Source organism: Pelagibius sp. 7325 (assembly GCF_037652055.1).
Classification (GTDB): domain Bacteria; phylum Pseudomonadota; class Alphaproteobacteria; order Kiloniellales; family Kiloniellaceae; genus Pelagibius.
Genome location: NZ_JBBKAH010000011.1, coordinates 60,926 through 75,050 on the forward strand (window position 1 = coordinate 60,926; position 14,125 = coordinate 75,050).

Below are 14,125 nucleotides of genomic sequence, written 5' to 3' on the forward strand. Positions count from 1 at the left end.
TCGTCTGCTGCGTGCCTGCCAACCGCCTCTCGGAAACCCGCTGTTCAGGCCCGTTCGCGGGTCGGCAGGAAAACAGTTGTAACGCCGACCATTGCGGTTACACTCATTCAAAATGCTGTGGCTTGGACAGGGCCTTGTCAAGCTGAAACGGCAGCCGGAATAGCGCATTCCCACGCCATTTCGGAGAGTGAGCGAGGTAACAGGGAATTGACGACAAAGGACCGGATTCCGAGGCTCCGCCGGTGACGCATGCACCCGCAGACAGCCCGCCGAAAAGAGGCGTCGGCGCCCGCCTGGCGCGGCGCGAGGACGACCGCTACCTGCGCGGGCGCGGCCGTTTCATCGCCGACATCCGGCTACCGGGCATGCTCGACATGGCCTTCGTGCGCAGCCCCCATGCCCACGCACGCCTGCTTTCGGTAACCAAGCCCGAAGGGGCCGGCGAACAGGTCTTCACCGCCGCCGACCTGACCGGCGTCTCCGGCATCCGCGCCGATTCCGGCCTGCCGGGATTTCGCAGTTCGGTGCAGCCAATTCTTGCGGTCGACAAGGTCCGCCACGTCGGCGAGCCACTGGCGGTCTGCCTCGCGGAAACCCGTGCAGCGGCGGAGGATCTGGCGGAACTGGTCGAGGCCGAGTTCGAGGAACTGCCGGCGGTGCACGACATGCTGCGTGCTCGCGACCCCCAAATGCCGTTGCTGCACGAACATTGGGACGAGAACGTTTTCCTGGAGACGGCGGTGGACACCGGCTTCGACCAGGCCGCGGCAAAGGCCGCTGTGACGGTGAAGCGCAGCCTGCGCACCGCGCGCCAGTGCATGGCACCGATCGAAGGGCGCGGCGTGGTGGCCGTGTGGGACCGTAACCTCGAACAATTGACGGTCCATTCCGCCACCCAGATGCCGCACATCGTGCGCACGGGCCTCGCCGGCTGCCTCGGCCTCGACCACGGCCAGGTCCGCGTCGTCGCGCCCGACGTCGGCGGTGGCTTCGGCTACAAGGGCATCCTGCTGGCCGAGGAAGTCTGCGCCGGCTGGCTGGCGATGAAGCTGGACCGCCCGGTACGCTGGATCGAGGACCGCCGCGAGCACCTGACCGTCGGCGCCAACTGTCGCGAACACGCCTACGAGATCACCGCCTACGCGGCGGCCGACGGCGAGCTGCTCGCGATCGACTGCGAGGCCATCGTGGATTCCGGCGCCTATTCCAGCTACCCCTTTTCCGCTTGCCTGGAGGCCGCGCAGGTTGCCAGCATCCTGCCCGGCCCCTACCGCATGCAGGGCTACCGCTGCCGCACCTGGTCGGTCGCCACCAACAAACCGCCGATCCTGCCGTTCCGCGGCGTCGCGCGCACCGGCGTGTGCTTTGCTCTCGAACTGATTCTGGACGCGGTGGCGCGCGAACTGAAGATGGCGCCGGAGGCTATCCGCAGGCGCAACCTGGTGACGCCCGAGGAGATGCCCTTCAGCAACATCACGAAGAAGGACTTCGACAGCGGCGATTACCCGGAAGCCCTGCGCCGCGCGGTAGAAGCGATCGACGTCGCCGGCTTTCGCGAACGGCAGCAGCGCGAGCAGAGCGGACGCAAGCGCCTGGGCCTCGGCCTTTCCATCTTCTGCGAGCAGGGCGCCCACGGTACCTCGGTCTATCACGGCTGGGGCATTCCCATGGTGCCGGGCTTCGAGCAGGCGACCGCGCGGCTGACACCCGACGGCGGGCTGGAGCTGCGGGTCGGCGTACAGAGCCACGGCCAGAGCCTGGAAACCACCCTGGCGCAGATTGCCTACGAAGAGACCGGCATCGACCCGGCGAAGGTGAAGCTGGTACACGGTGACACCGCCTACACACCCTATTCCACCGGTACCTGGGGCTCGCGCTGCATCGTCATGGCCGGCGGCGCGGTGGCCGCCGCCAGCGCGACTCTCGCCGGACGCATTAAGACCATCGCCGGCCACCTGCTACAGGCCGATCCGGAATCCGTGGTGCTGGCGGACGGCGAAGCCCGCGCCGGCGGCAGTGCGGTCAGCATCGAGGAAGTCGCGCGCACCTGGTACCTGAAGCCGCAGCTGCTGCCGGACGACGTGGATCCGCGCGGCCTGGAGGCAACTGAAGGCTACAAGACGGTGAAGGACACCGGCACCTTCTCTTACGCCTGCCACGCCGTTACCGTCAGCGTCGACCTCGACCTCGGCCACATCGAACTGCTGGACTACGTGATCGTCGAGGACGCCGGCACCATGATTAACCCCATGGTGGTGGACGGCCAGGTTCTGGGCGGTGCGGCCCAGGGGATCGGTACCGCCCTCTACGAAGAGATGCCGTTCGACAGCGCCGGACAGCCTCTCGCCTCGACCCTGGCCGACTACCACCTGCCGGTCGCAGCGGACATCCCGGCGATCCGTATCCTGCACATGGAAACCCCCTCGCCACTCAGCCGCTTCGGCCAGAAGGGCATCGGCGAGAGCGGCGCCATCGGTCCGCCCGCCGCTATCGCCAATGCAGTGAACGATGCCCTGGCCCCGCTGGGTATCGAGGTCACCGAAGTGCCGTTGACGCCCGAACGCGTGCTGCGGGCGATCCATGCTGGCGATGTCAAGGAAGCGCAGGCATGAAGCCGGCCCCCTTTGACTACGCTGTTGCTGGCGACCTCAGCGACGTCACAAGTCAGCTCGCACAAGCCGCCGGGGATACCAAGCCGGTCGCCGGCAACCAGTCACTGGGCCCGATGATGAACCTGCGGCTTGCCCGACCGGGCCGGCTGATCGACATCACCAGCCTGGCGCCGCTGCGTGCCGTCGAAGACACGCCGGACTTTGTCCGTCTTGGCGCAGCCATCACCCATGCAGAGATCGAGGACGGCGAGGTGGCGGACCCGACAAGCGGCTGGCTGCGCGCCGCCGCTGCCGGCATCGCTTACCGCGCGGTGCGCAACCGCGGGACGCTGGGCGGCAGCTTGTGCCACGCGGATCCGGCCGCCGACTGGGTGATCGTGATGACCGGGCTCTGCGCCACCGCCCTTGTCGCGGGTCCAGAGGGAGAAAGGCGGCTGGCGCTGGAAGATTTCATCACCGGGCCCTTCAAGACAGCCCTGCACGCAGGTGAGATCCTTACCGCGGTGGAGGTGCCGCGCCCGGGCGCCGGCGCACGCTGGGGCTACTGGAAGTTCGCACCACAGGTCGGCGAGTTCGCTAAGGCCTCTGCCACTGTGCTGATCGACGAGGCACGCGGACGGCTGCGCTGTGCCATCGGCGCACTGGGCCGCCGGCCGCTGATCCTCGACAGCGCCCAATCCCTGATCGACGGCAGCCTGGCCCCGGCTGAGGCGCTGCGCGCAGCCCTGCCCGACCGCGCGAGCGAATCGCTCGCACTGCACGCCGCGGCACTGCAGCGAGCGCTCGATCTGGCCCTCGAAACGGAGACTCCGCCGGGATGACCACGACGCATGTCAGCTTGACCGTCAATGGGCGCCCGGTCGGCGCCGCCGCCGAGCCGCGCCGTCACTTGGCCGACTTCCTGCGCGAAGATCTGCTGCTGACCGGCACGCACATCGGTTGCGAGCAAGGCGTCTGCGGGGCCTGCACCCTCTTCGTCGACGGGCGGCCGATCCGATCCTGCATCACCCCCGCGGTGGCCTGCCAGAACACAGAGGTACGTACCGTCGAGGGTTTTGATGACGACGCGCTGATGCAGCGTCTCCGCGCCGCCTTCACCCGCCACCACGGCTTGCAATGCGGCTTCTGCACGCCGGGCATGCTGGCGACCGCCTACGATATCGTACGGCGCCTGCCCGACGCCGACGCGGCGCGCATCCGCCGTGAACTGTCGGGCAACCTCTGCCGCTGCACGGGCTATGCCGGCATCGTCGCCGCGATCGAAGACGTGCTGGCGAACGAACCGCCAGCGCCTGCGGTCGTGCCGCTGCCCCGCCGAACTCGGCAGCCGGACAATGCCGCCCTCCAGCAGCATCGGTACACCGTTGCGTCGGACCGCGAGGCGGCACCGGTACAGGCAAGTTCGCGCGACACGCTGGAAGCCCTTGCCCAGGCTGGCGGCCCAGCGGGCGGAGTCATCTTGAAGCGAAGCCTGCATCTTGACGCGCCGGCAGAGTCGGTCTGGCGGGTGCTGAGCGACGTGCCAGCGGTGGTCTCCTGCATCCCGGGCGCCAGCCTGGAAGGCACGCCCCAGGGCGAGCTGCTGCAGGGCCGCTGCATCGTCGCGGCCGGACCGATGCGCGCGACCTTCCGTGGCTCCGCGCTGCTGAGGCTCGATCCCCGCCAGCACAGCGGGCGCCTTGCCGGCCAGGGCCGCGACCGCCTCACCCGTTCGGAACTGACCGGCACTCTCGACTTCAGGCTAGCCGAGGTCGCGCAAGGCGGCGCTCAACTGGATTTGTCGATGGTCTACCGCTTGAAGGGGCCATTGGCCCAGTTCGGCCGACCGGCCCTGGTCGAGGAAATCGCAGACCAGTTGCTGGCGGAGGTGACGACCAACATCGCCCAGAAAGCCAAGGGAGCGGCCGTCACATCGGGTGCGCCGCTCTCCGCCTTAGATCTGGTCGCAAAAGCGTTGACTCGGCTATTCAGTAGGCTGCTGCGCTTGCGCTAGAATGGCGACCGACATCCTATGGACAGCCCCGAGTCGAGAAATCGATCAATGATGAAAACCAAAGCGATTGACCACAACGACCCGGCGGCGCCCTGGCGCAAGGATCCGCTGCAGCGGCGCCCCGGATTCCTGATCCGCCGGCTGCACCAGATTCATACCGCCCTCTTCGCCGAGGAGTGCGGCGAGGAGAAGGTCACCCCGATCATGTACTCGGTGCTGTCCTCCCTGGCCCAGAGCGGGCCGGTGGATCAGACCACGCTGGCCAACGCCGTGGCGATCGACAAAACCAACATGACCGATATCCTGGACCGCCTGAAGAAGCGCGGCCTGGTGCGCCGCCGGGTGGCACCGAAAGACCGCCGTGTGCGGCTGGCGGCGCTGACCGATGAAGGCCGCGACCTGCTGGACCGCATCGATGAAAAAGCACACCGCGCCCACCTGCGCACCATCGAGGATCTTTCGCCTGCCGACCAGCAGCGCCTGATGGACTTGATGAGCCAGGTTATCGATGCCAAGGAGGCGACGCTGCCGCGCAAGGAATCAGTATCGTGAGCTGCCGCGCATGAAACCGCGCGGGTCCGCGACGCAACGCTCCTTCGAACAGCTGCTCGCCGTGCAGCCGGTCCTGAGCCGTATCGCGCCGCTCGCTGACCTGGTACCGAACCTGCCGGCGCGCACCCTGCTTCACGCTGGACCGCCCTTCGCTGCCCTTGGGGACCTGCCAAAGCCATTGGCCAACAGCGTGGCGGCCGCCGCTCTGCTGGAAGGCTGGATCGAAGATGCCGCGCAGGTCGGCGCAGCGCTCGCCGCCGGCGATATCCGGCTGTCACCTGCTCAGGACTTCGGTCTCGTGACGCCGCTGGCCTTTGTCGCCGGGCCCAGCGTCTTCTGTCTGGAGGTCGCGGACGCCGAAGCACCGGACCGCCACAAGCTGTCGCCGCTGAACGATGGGCCGCTGCCGGATGCGCTACGCCTCGGGACCGGCCGCGCTGCCGGTATCGCCCTCGTGCGCGGTCTGATCGACGGCATCGGCGCGGACCTTGCCGCACATCTGCGCGCGCCACTGCCGCTGCTACCGCTGCTGGCCAAGGGCCTTGCCGGCGGCGACGATCTGCATGGGCGTCTCGACTCCGCCCAGGCGGAGGTCCTCACCTTTTTCGACGGCCCGCTGCAACGGGCGACGGCGGACTATCTCGCCAGGACCAATCAGTTCGTACTCAACGTCGTGATGGCGGCCGCCGCGCTGATGCTCGCCGCCGGCGCCGGCGTCGCGGAAAGCAGAATGGTGGTGGCCTGCGGCGGCAACGGCCGCGCTATCGGCTACAAGCTGGCGGGCAACCCTGACCACTGGATTACTCTGCCGGCGACCCGTCCCATCGGCCCGCGCCTACCCGGCCACACGCACGCGATACCCTTGCCGGCCATCGGTGACAGTGCCGTGATCGACGCTTTGGGGCTCGGCGCCGCCTGCCTACGCTTCGCTCCGGCCCTGGCGGAGAGCGTGAAATCGCACATCGACTCCGCCTACATGACCGAGGCGGCCCATGACGCCTTCATCGGGCCGCATCCGGCGTTGCCGCTGCCCGGACTGAAAGTCGGCCTGGACCTCACGCGCCCGCGGACCTGCCTCGGCATCATGCTCGGCATGGTAGGGGAAGAAGGCAGCGAGGGCCTGGTCGGACGCGGCGTCGCGCCCTGGCCACAATCATAGTTCGGGCTATTCCAACGAGACCAGCGGAGCGGGAAGCAGCACCTTGCCCTTGTCGATCTTCACAGCAAAACGCTTCAGCGGAGGTAACACCCAACCCCGCCCGCAACTTCCGTCGTCGAGAGAGAAACGCGCTTGGTGCCGTGGGCACTGCAGCCAGCCGTCATCCAGCCGACCCTCGGCGAGGCGCGCGAACTGGTGCGGACAGAATCCTTGGAAAGCCACGACGCTGTCGCCACGGCGCACCAGCAGAACAAGCTGCCTCCCGATTTCGACCTCACCCATGCCGGGCGCCGGCAAGTCGTCGAGCGCCGCCACCACCTGCCAACCGTCCTGCACCGCCGTCATCCCGCGTTCACTCCCGAAACCCTGGCGAAATCATGCCTGAATCCCCCTCCGAACGCACCGAGTCCGACGGCGACTTCACAAAGCCGACCACGGCCTTCTGGCAGGAGATCCTGCCGCGGGACCATGCGGTGGGCCAAGCGAGCGCACCCTATCGCTTCGGTTTTCCTGCCCGGCTGCCGGACGGCCGCATCCTGGAACTGCCGCTGCGCCGGCTTCCGACGGAAGATCGCACCGGCGTCGCCCGCGCCGTCGCTTCGTTGATCGCGAACCAAGCAAGCTTTGCGGTCTGTGAGACGCTGTCCGGGTTCATGGCCGTGGAGGCCCGTGCCGCCGGTGCCGAGGTGATCGTCGGCATGCCGACCCTGGGGCTGGTCTTCGCGCCCCGGGTAGCGGAAATGCTCGGCCAACCCAACTACCTTCCGCTCGGCTACTCGCGCAAGTTCTGGTATCGCGACGAACTCTCCGAGCCGGTTCATTCGATCACCAGCCCCGGCCGTGCCAAGTCGGTGTTCATCGACCCCAACATGCTGCCCCGCCTCGCAGGACGCCGTGTCGTGGTGGTCGATGACGCGGTTTCCAGCGGCACGACACTGATCTCCGTCATCACCCTGCTTGAGCGCCTCGATTGCACGCTGGCGGGCATCGTCGTCGCCATGCGCCAGGGCAACAGCTGGCGCGAAAGACTGAGCGAACGCTCGGCGGAACTCCCCCGCCTGGTGCGCGGCGCCTTCGACTCACCGATTTTCGAGCGCGTCGAGGGCGGCTGGCAACCCATCGAGGCCACCGCCTATAGTCCCATGTAGGCTTCGCGAATCCTCGGGTCGTCGCCCAGCTTCTCCGTGGTGCCCGCCATGGCGATGCGGCCGATCTCGATGACGTAGGCATGGCGCGCCACCTCGAAGGCGGTCATCACGTCCTGCTCGACCAGCAGAATGGTCAGGCCGGTGCGGTTGATCTCCAAAAGCGCCTCGCTCAGCCGCTCCACCAGGCGCGGGGCGAGGCCGAGTGACAGCTCGTCGATCATCAGCAGCCGCGGCCTGGACATGATGCCCCGTGCGATGGCGCACATCTGCTGCTCGCCGCCGGACATGGTCGTGGCGTCCTGCGACTGCCGCTCCTTGAGGATCGGAAACAGGTCGAAGACGAAATCGAGGTCGCGCTGGATACCGTCGCGGTCGCGACGCAGGTACGCGCCCAACAGCAGGTTGTCACGCACCGAAAGCCCCTTGAAGAGACGACGGCCTTCCGGCACGTGGACGACGCCTTGTGCCAGCACCGCGTCGGCGCTGAGGCCACCGATCTCCTTGCCAGCAAACTTGACCCCACCGGAGATGGGCTTGATGAGGCCCGATATGGTGCGCAGCAGGGTCGTCTTGCCAGCTCCGTTGGAGCCCACGATACAGGCAAGCTCGCCCTCCTCCACGACCAGGGAAATGTCCCAAAGGACCTGGACGTCGCCGTAGCCGGATTGCAGGCCGGTAATCTCGAGCAGAGGCTCAGACATGCAGACCTTCCTTGCGCATGCGGGCGGCGAACTTGGCGCCGAGATAGGCTTCCACCACGCGCTCATCCTCCAAAACCGCGCGCGGCGCTCCCTCGGCGATGAGCTCGCCGTGATGCAGCACCAGAATGCGCTCGGAAATGGAGAGCACCACCTTCATCAAGTGCTCGATCAGGAGGATCGTGACGCCGCGTTCGGCGATCTTGCGGATGAGGGTCAGGGCACCATCGATCTCGGCCGTGTTGAGGCCGGCGTTGACCTCGTCCAGCAGCAGGACTTTCGGCTTCATGGCGAGACTCTTGGCCAGCTCCAAACGCTTGCGGCCCGGTAGCGTGAGCGACGACGCCGGGCTATCGGCCAGTCGGTCGAGCCCGACGAAGGCGAGTTCGCGGCGCGCCTCCGCCTCAGCCTCGCGTCTGCTGCCGAGTTCCCCACCGAACAGCGCGCCGGCGGCGACGTTTTCCATAACCGACATCTCGGGGAAAGGCTGGACGATCTGGAATGTTCGGGCGAGACCGCGGCGGGCGGCCTGAAAGGCCTTCTGCCGCGTGACCTCCTCGCCTGCAAAGAACACCTTCCCCTCGGTCAAGGGCAGCACGCCGGTAATGAGATTCACCAGCGTCGTCTTGCCGGCACCGTTCGGACCGATGAGGGCAACGATCTGCCCCTCTTTCAGTCCGAAGCTGACATCGTTCACGGCTTTGATACCACCGAAGGCCTTACTGACCTTCTCCAGGCGCAGGATCTCGCTCATGTCGCTGTCTTCCTTTCCCGCTGGGCATCAACGGCACGGCGGAACAGGCGGCGATAGCTGATCTTCAGCAATCCGCCTGGCAGGAAGAAAATGAGGAACACAATAATGCCGCCCAGGATAGCCCGATTCCACTGCAGGAAGTTGGCCCAGAAGAACTCCTCCAGCAGCACGAAAGCGCCGGCCCCCAGCACCGGACCGAGCGCGGTTCCCGGCCCACCAAGCAGCACCATCACCGGCACCTTGATCGTCAACAGGATAGAGAAGCTGTCGGTTGGATCGATGTAGCCGACCCAAGAAGCATAGACGGCACCCACGGCGCCGCAGAACAGCGCGGACAGTGTATAGGCCGCAATCTTGTAGCGCGTGGTATCGACACCGACCATGTCGGCGGCATCCTCGTTCTGGTGGATGCAGCGCAGTCCGAAGCCGAGTCGCCCGTGCTCGACCAGAAGCGTCACCACGAAGACGGTCATCATGATGGCCAGCATGATGTAAAGGACCAGCGACGCGACCTCGGTAGGCGCGCCGCGCAGCAGCGGCACGTTGAGACCGTCGCCCCCGCCGGTCATGCCGCCCCAAGAGGAGACGACAAGCCGTGTCAGCTCGACGATGGCGATGGAGCCAATGGCAAAGTAGTGACCCTTGAGGCGCAGGATGATGGCCCCTAGGGCTGCCGCGAAGAGCGCGACGAAAAGTGTCGCCAGCATCCAGGCCAGCACCAGTGGCACGCCGCTGCGCTGCGCGATGGCACCGACGTAGCAGCCGATGCCGAAGAAAGCGGCCGTGGAGAAGGACGGATAGCCGGTAAGGCCGCCGATGAAGTTCCACGACAGCGCCATGGCGGTGAACATGGCGATGGAAATGGCAATACGGACCGCGTAGGCATCGTCCAGCAAGGGTGTAAATGCAAGGCAGGCGACCCATAGGGCCAGCAGGATGAAGCCTAGTCTGCCGCTTCTTATCAGGGACATCATTCGTACCCCTTCACGCCGACCAAGCCCGTTGGGCGCACGACCAGCAGAATCAGCATCAGCAGGAAACCGACGGTAATGGCGTGTTGCGGCCCCAGGATATAGCCGGCGAAGCTCTCGATGATGCCCAGTGCCAGCCCGCCGACCAGGGCGCCCGGCACGCTGCCCAAGCCGCCAATGACGCAGATCACGAAAGCCTTGCCCAGAAAGGTGCCGGTCAGGTTGGTGGTCACCGGAAAGACCATGGCGAAGACCGCGCCGGCGGCGCCGGCCATGAGGGCACCGATACCGAAGGTGATAGCATAGATCCGATTGACCCGGATGCCCATCAGCGCGGCAGCCTGGCGGTCCATGCGCACCGCGACGATGGCGCGGCCGATGGAGGAGCCGCGCATGACGAGATAGAGCAAGGCGGTCAGCAGCAGCGCGAGCCCCATGCCGATGAGGCGGTCCCCCGGCATCACCACACCGGCGATATCGACGCTACCGATATCCAGGGTCACGCGGCGCGGGGTCGCTGTGAAGAACACGGTCATCAGATTGTAGAGAATCATGTCGAGACCGAAGGTCAGTGTCAGCGTCGTCAGCACCGGTGCCGTCACCACCTTGTTGATGAATACGTACTGAACCACGAACCCGAGCGCATAGAGCAGCAGCGCGACGGCCGGCAGGGTGATGACGGGGTGCAGACCCAGGTAGAACCAGGCGAAGTAGGTGAGATAGCCGCCGAGAATGATGAACGACCCGTGAAGCATGTTGATCACGTTCAGCACGCCCCATACCAGCGAGAAGCCGACGGCGATGCAGGCATAGAGCGCCCCGAGCACGATGCCGTTCGCCAGAATCTGAGAGATATCCATGCGCTGCCTTCCCCTTGTTCCCCACTGCCGCCTGCGGACGACGGCCCGACGGGGCGACGGCCCGCGCCGCCACCCCGGTGGGGCCGCCGCCGGCTGCGCCGGTCAGTCGATCAGCTTGAGCTCGCTATTGGCGATCGCGGCGGGATAGAGCACCTTGATGTCCTCACCCACCACCTGGATGATCGGCATCTCGCGCCCCTGGTTCATGCCGTTGTCCCCGAAGTCAATCGGACCGTAGAAGGTCTGCAGGTCGGTGGCGGCCAGCGCGTCGCGGACAGCCTGCTTGTCGGTCGAGCCGGCGCGCTGCACAGCGTCGACCAGCACGTCGGCGGCCGCCGCGCAGGAGGCGTGGACATAGTCGGGATCGGATTTGAACGCTGCGACGAAGTCCTCGTAGAAAGCTGCGGTGGAGTCCCAGGCACCGGCGGTGTTGGTATAGGCCGTTGCGTGGTGCCACCAGGTGGAACTGGAGACGCCGTCGGCCAGGTCGCCAAGGCCTTCGGTGAACTCACGGTAGGCCGGGCCAGTCACCATGGTGATGATCGGTGCCTTGACGCCCAGGTCGGCCATCTGCTTGCGGCCCAGGATCAGATCCTGGGTATAGCCGGTCATGTAGACCCAGTCCGGCTCGGCCGCCTTGATGGCCGAGATTGCGGCGGAATGGTCCATGGTCCCGACGGCATAGAGCTCGTTGTAGACAACGTCCAGGCCACCGCTTGCGGCAGAGTCCGCCAGAGCCGTCGCCATGGACTTGGGGAAGACATCGTCGCGCCCGTAGACCGCAACCTTCTTTACCGACGGCATCTTCTCCTTGAAGTAGGCCACCATGGATTCCGTCATGCCGGTATTGGGTGCCAGGGTACCGAAGAGATACTTGAAGCCCTGGTCGTAAACTGAAACCGACGAGGCAACGCAGGCCAGCATCGGCACCTGATAGCGCTCAGCCACCGCGGCGATAATTTTCGTGTGGCCCGAACCGAAGGGGGCCATCAGAACGTCAACACCGTCGTCGGTGATCAGCTTTTCCGCCAGCTGGCCGGCGCGCTTGCCGTCAGTCTGGTAGTCGTACTCGACGAATTCGACCTTCATCTTCTTGCCGGCGACCTCGATGCCACCCTTGGCATTGATCTTGTCGAGCCAAAGGCTCCAGACCGCCTGCTGCTTCTTGCCTTCATCGGCAAGGCCGCCGGTCAGCGCCAGAGGCGCGCCGATGCGCAGAACGCCGTCCTCGGCCCAGGCCGAGGATGCGGATACCGCCGCCGCAACTCCCAGTGCGGCAAATCCGGCGGCTGTGACTTTCCAGTATCTCGTGAACATGATGCCACCCCATTTTCGATTTTGTTTCGCCATGGCGGGCAGCCTGTTCCCCTATCCCCGGCCGACCAAAACCGCGGCGCTTGCGTGCCGCGCGGCTACCGAATGGACAGACCTACCCAGCCTTCCGTGTAGCAAGGCTTGTGCCAAAAGACGTAACCCCAACCATTATATGTACTACCACCTACGGGAACGAAGCGATGGAGCCAACTTTGGCTAATCTCTGTGCGGCTTAAAGGGCAGACTGATCGAAGTTTGTGCAGCAGCGGCTTACATGACCGCGTAGGGCAGCATCATGCAGAGCTCCAGGCGGGAGGCTATGTCCAGCAGGGTCCGGTCGGAGCCGGCCGACCCAAGCAGCGAGAGGCCCACCGGCGCGCCGGCGATCTGACCGGCCGGAATTGTCAGCTGGGGCAGGCCGCCGAGACCGGCAGGACAGAGTAGCTGCAAGGCCGCAGCGCGATAGGCTTCTAGGGTCGGCGCATCCGCATCCCGCCGTGGCGCCGGGCCCGGGCAAGTCGGCAGGATCACCACAGCGTCGTCACCCAGCAGGCCGCACAGGCGTTGCCGCACCACTTCGCGCCGTGCTTGGGCGGCAACATCCTCCTCCCTGGTAATGCGGCTCGCGGCCGCGAAGCGCTCGGACACACCCGGGCCAAAGACCGGCGTGTTGGCGGTGATCCATTCACCGTGAACCCGCCAGGCTTCGGCGGCCTGGCAGACGCGGAAAACCTCGCGCCAGTCGGCAAGAGAAGAGTCGGCCAGTTGCAGGGGCTCGGCCGGCCCCAGTATCTCGGCCAGACGGTCGACCGCCGGACGCAGAGCGGCACGGGTTGAGGCATCGGCGAGCGCCCAGGCATCTTCGGCATAGAACAAGCGCGGGCGCGGTATCGCAGGCGGCGCGGCGGAATCCAGCACTTCGGCAACCGCGGCCATCACCCAGGTGTTGACGGCGAACCAGCCGACCACGTCGAAGCTGGGTGCCAAGGGGACCATGCCCTCCACGGGCACACGGCCGTGCGTCGTGCGCAGGCCGTAGAGACCGCAGAAAGAGCCCGGCACCCTGACCGAGCCCCCCGTATCACTGCCCAGGGCGAAGGTGACGGACCCGGCGGCCGTCGCGGCGGCCGATCCCGAAGAAGAGCCGCCCGGCAGGCGGTCCGGCGCCGCCGGATTGCGTGGCGTTCCGTAGTGGCTGTTGGCCCCCATGAGGCTGTACGCCAGTTCGTCGGTGTGGGTTTTACCCCTGAGCAGGGCGCCGGCCTTGAGACAGGCGGCGACCGCAGCCGCATGGCCGCTGGCCGCTTTCTGAGTCGCCGCCCAATCCGGATTGCCGCAGCCGGTGCGGCGGCCGGCCACATCGAAGATGTCCTTGGCGCCGAAGGTCAGCCCCGCGAGGGGACCTTCGGTCGCACCTTCCAGGTCGAAGGCCTCGACGAAGGCGCCGGCCTGGTCCGACAGCGCGCCTCCGGGGCCGCCCCGCAGCTTTCGCAGGAGGCTTTTGACCGGTGTCATGGCTGCGTCACGCCGGCACTGACGTGCGCGGCCACGATACGCCAGCCTTCCGGCAGGCGCGCCCAAGTCTGGCTGACCCGACCTTCCGCCCCCGACTTGTGACGGCGATATTCTGCATTTGCCGTCGCGAAGTCGCGGCCAAAGGTGGTGACCACCTGTCGAGTGAGCGAGCGATCCAGGTCACCGGAAGGGCGTTCCGCGCGGAAGGACCGGATCGCGTCGATGCCGTAGAGGTTCTCCCCCAGGCCATACCGCAGCACGAACCCACTTTCCCAGAAGAAGTCGTTAAGCGCCGGCAGGTCGTTCGTCACCAGAGCTCTCTCATAAGCTTCAAAGCACGCGGTGACTTCCGCCAGGGTTTCGGGATTGTTGATCTCCATGTTCTCTCCGATCGGCGGCACCAGAATGACTCGCGCGTCCGGCTATCCAAGGAGAGACGGAACCCCTCCGGGTGACCGCCGGACTCATTCCATGCGCTTCCGCAAAGTGCGTGCCATCCATATGGCAGGAGCATTTATTCGTAATGCCAACTATTTAAGCAATGTTCGT

General features: G+C 66.2%; 14 protein-coding genes. 6 read left to right on the plus strand and 8 right to left on the minus strand.

What is annotated here, in order from left to right; genetic code table 11:
- Window positions 1-242 precede the first annotated feature (242 nt).
- From WDC82_RS20300 to WDC82_RS20320, 5 genes are read left to right on the plus strand one after another with little or no spacing between them, the layout of a single operon-like run.
- Entirely contained in the window at window positions 243-2,612 is a 2,370-nt protein-coding gene (locus WDC82_RS20300) for a xanthine dehydrogenase family protein molybdopterin-binding subunit (RefSeq protein WP_340119224.1), read from the plus strand.
- On the plus strand, window positions 2,609-3,433 hold the full coding sequence (locus WDC82_RS20305) for an FAD binding domain-containing protein (protein WP_340119226.1): 825 nt from the start codon (window positions 2,609-2,611) through the stop codon (window positions 3,431-3,433). The genes WDC82_RS20300 and WDC82_RS20305 overlap by 4 nt, the downstream gene beginning before the upstream one ends.
- A complete protein-coding gene (locus WDC82_RS20310) occupies window positions 3,430-4,605 on the plus strand; it encodes a 2Fe-2S iron-sulfur cluster-binding protein (RefSeq protein WP_340119227.1) in 1,176 nt (391 codons plus the stop codon). Before WDC82_RS20305 ends, WDC82_RS20310 begins: the two co-directional genes overlap by 4 nt.
- Window positions 4,606-4,653: 48 nt before the next feature.
- Window positions 4,654-5,157: a MarR family transcriptional regulator gene (locus WDC82_RS20315; RefSeq protein ID WP_340119228.1), complete on the plus strand. Its 504-nt coding sequence runs from the start codon at window positions 4,654-4,656 to the stop codon at window positions 5,155-5,157.
- Window positions 5,158-5,167: 10 nt separating this feature from the next.
- Window positions 5,168-6,316, plus strand: coding sequence for a DUF1116 domain-containing protein (locus WDC82_RS20320; protein ID WP_340119229.1), 1,149 nt, complete (start codon window positions 5,168-5,170; stop codon window positions 6,314-6,316).
- A gap of 6 nt (window positions 6,317-6,322) precedes the next feature.
- On the opposite strand, the gene WDC82_RS20325 is transcribed toward WDC82_RS20320, so the two are convergent.
- Window positions 6,323-6,661 (minus strand): Rieske (2Fe-2S) protein, encoded by a 339-nt coding sequence (locus tag WDC82_RS20325; protein WP_340119230.1) that lies wholly within the window; start codon window positions 6,659-6,661, stop codon window positions 6,323-6,325.
- A 32-nt stretch (window positions 6,662-6,693) separates the two neighbouring features.
- Here WDC82_RS20325 and WDC82_RS20330 point away from each other — a divergent pair, with 32 nt between their 5' ends.
- On the plus strand, window positions 6,694-7,464 hold the full coding sequence (locus WDC82_RS20330; RefSeq protein ID WP_340119231.1) for a phosphoribosyltransferase: 771 nt from the start codon (window positions 6,694-6,696) through the stop codon (window positions 7,462-7,464).
- On the opposite strand, the gene WDC82_RS20335 is transcribed toward WDC82_RS20330, so the two are convergent.
- From WDC82_RS20335 to hpxZ, 7 genes are all read right to left on the minus strand, one after another.
- Window positions 7,449-8,165: an ABC transporter ATP-binding protein gene (locus WDC82_RS20335; RefSeq protein WP_340119232.1), complete on the minus strand. Its 717-nt coding sequence runs from the start codon at window positions 8,163-8,165 to the stop codon at window positions 7,449-7,451. The genes WDC82_RS20330 and WDC82_RS20335 overlap by 16 nt on opposite strands.
- Window positions 8,158-8,916, minus strand: coding sequence for an ABC transporter ATP-binding protein (locus WDC82_RS20340; protein ID WP_340119233.1), 759 nt, complete (start codon window positions 8,914-8,916; stop codon window positions 8,158-8,160). The genes WDC82_RS20335 and WDC82_RS20340 overlap by 8 nt, the downstream gene beginning before the upstream one ends.
- Window positions 8,913-9,887 (minus strand): branched-chain amino acid ABC transporter permease, encoded by a 975-nt coding sequence (locus WDC82_RS20345; RefSeq protein ID WP_340119234.1) that lies wholly within the window; start codon window positions 9,885-9,887, stop codon window positions 8,913-8,915. Before WDC82_RS20345 ends, WDC82_RS20340 begins: the two co-directional genes overlap by 4 nt.
- Window positions 9,887-10,747, minus strand: coding sequence for a branched-chain amino acid ABC transporter permease (locus WDC82_RS20350; RefSeq protein ID WP_340119235.1), 861 nt, complete (start codon window positions 10,745-10,747; stop codon window positions 9,887-9,889). The genes WDC82_RS20345 and WDC82_RS20350 overlap by 1 nt, the downstream gene beginning before the upstream one ends.
- A gap of 102 nt (window positions 10,748-10,849) precedes the next feature.
- Window positions 10,850-12,064, minus strand: coding sequence for an amino acid ABC transporter substrate-binding protein (locus WDC82_RS20355; protein ID WP_340119236.1), 1,215 nt, complete (start codon window positions 12,062-12,064; stop codon window positions 10,850-10,852).
- Window positions 12,065-12,331: 267 nt separating this feature from the next.
- Window positions 12,332-13,576 carry an amidase gene (locus WDC82_RS20360; RefSeq protein ID WP_340119237.1) on the minus strand — a complete coding sequence of 415 codons (1,245 nt, stop codon included), beginning with the start codon at window positions 13,574-13,576 and terminating at the stop codon, window positions 12,332-12,334.
- Window positions 13,573-13,956: an oxalurate catabolism protein HpxZ gene (hpxZ, locus tag WDC82_RS20365; RefSeq protein ID WP_340119238.1), complete on the minus strand. Its 384-nt coding sequence runs from the start codon at window positions 13,954-13,956 to the stop codon at window positions 13,573-13,575. Before hpxZ ends, WDC82_RS20360 begins: the two co-directional genes overlap by 4 nt.
- Window positions 13,957-14,125: the final 169 nt, after the last annotated feature.

Bases quoted from the DNA above. Each gene is read 5' to 3' on its own strand.
- WDC82_RS20340 (WP_340119233.1), bottom strand. From the start codon at position 8,916: ATGAGCGAGATCCTGCGCCTGGAGAAGGTCAGTAAGGCCTTCGGTGGT.
- WDC82_RS20335 (WP_340119232.1), bottom strand. From the start codon at position 8,165: ATGTCTGAGCCTCTGCTCGAGATTACCGGCCTGCAATCCGGCTACGGC.
- WDC82_RS20350 (WP_340119235.1), bottom strand. From the start codon at position 10,747: ATGGATATCTCTCAGATTCTGGCGAACGGCATCGTGCTCGGGGCGCTC.
- WDC82_RS20360 (WP_340119237.1), bottom strand. From the start codon at position 13,576: ATGACACCGGTCAAAAGCCTCCTGCGAAAGCTGCGGGGCGGCCCCGGA.
- WDC82_RS20345 (WP_340119234.1), bottom strand. From the start codon at position 9,887: ATGTCCCTGATAAGAAGCGGCAGACTAGGCTTCATCCTGCTGGCCCTA.
- WDC82_RS20305 (WP_340119226.1), top strand. From the start codon at position 2,609: ATGAAGCCGGCCCCCTTTGACTACGCTGTTGCTGGCGACCTCAGCGAC.
- WDC82_RS20315 (WP_340119228.1), top strand. From the start codon at position 4,654: ATGATGAAAACCAAAGCGATTGACCACAACGACCCGGCGGCGCCCTGG.
- WDC82_RS20325 (WP_340119230.1), bottom strand. From the start codon at position 6,661: ATGACGGCGGTGCAGGACGGTTGGCAGGTGGTGGCGGCGCTCGACGAC.
- WDC82_RS20310 (WP_340119227.1), top strand. From the start codon at position 3,430: ATGACCACGACGCATGTCAGCTTGACCGTCAATGGGCGCCCGGTCGGC.
- hpxZ (WP_340119238.1), bottom strand. From the start codon at position 13,956: ATGGAGATCAACAATCCCGAAACCCTGGCGGAAGTCACCGCGTGCTTT.
- WDC82_RS20330 (WP_340119231.1), top strand. From the start codon at position 6,694: ATGCCTGAATCCCCCTCCGAACGCACCGAGTCCGACGGCGACTTCACA.
- WDC82_RS20355 (WP_340119236.1), bottom strand. From the start codon at position 12,064: ATGTTCACGAGATACTGGAAAGTCACAGCCGCCGGATTTGCCGCACTG.
- WDC82_RS20320 (WP_340119229.1), top strand. From the start codon at position 5,168: ATGAAACCGCGCGGGTCCGCGACGCAACGCTCCTTCGAACAGCTGCTC.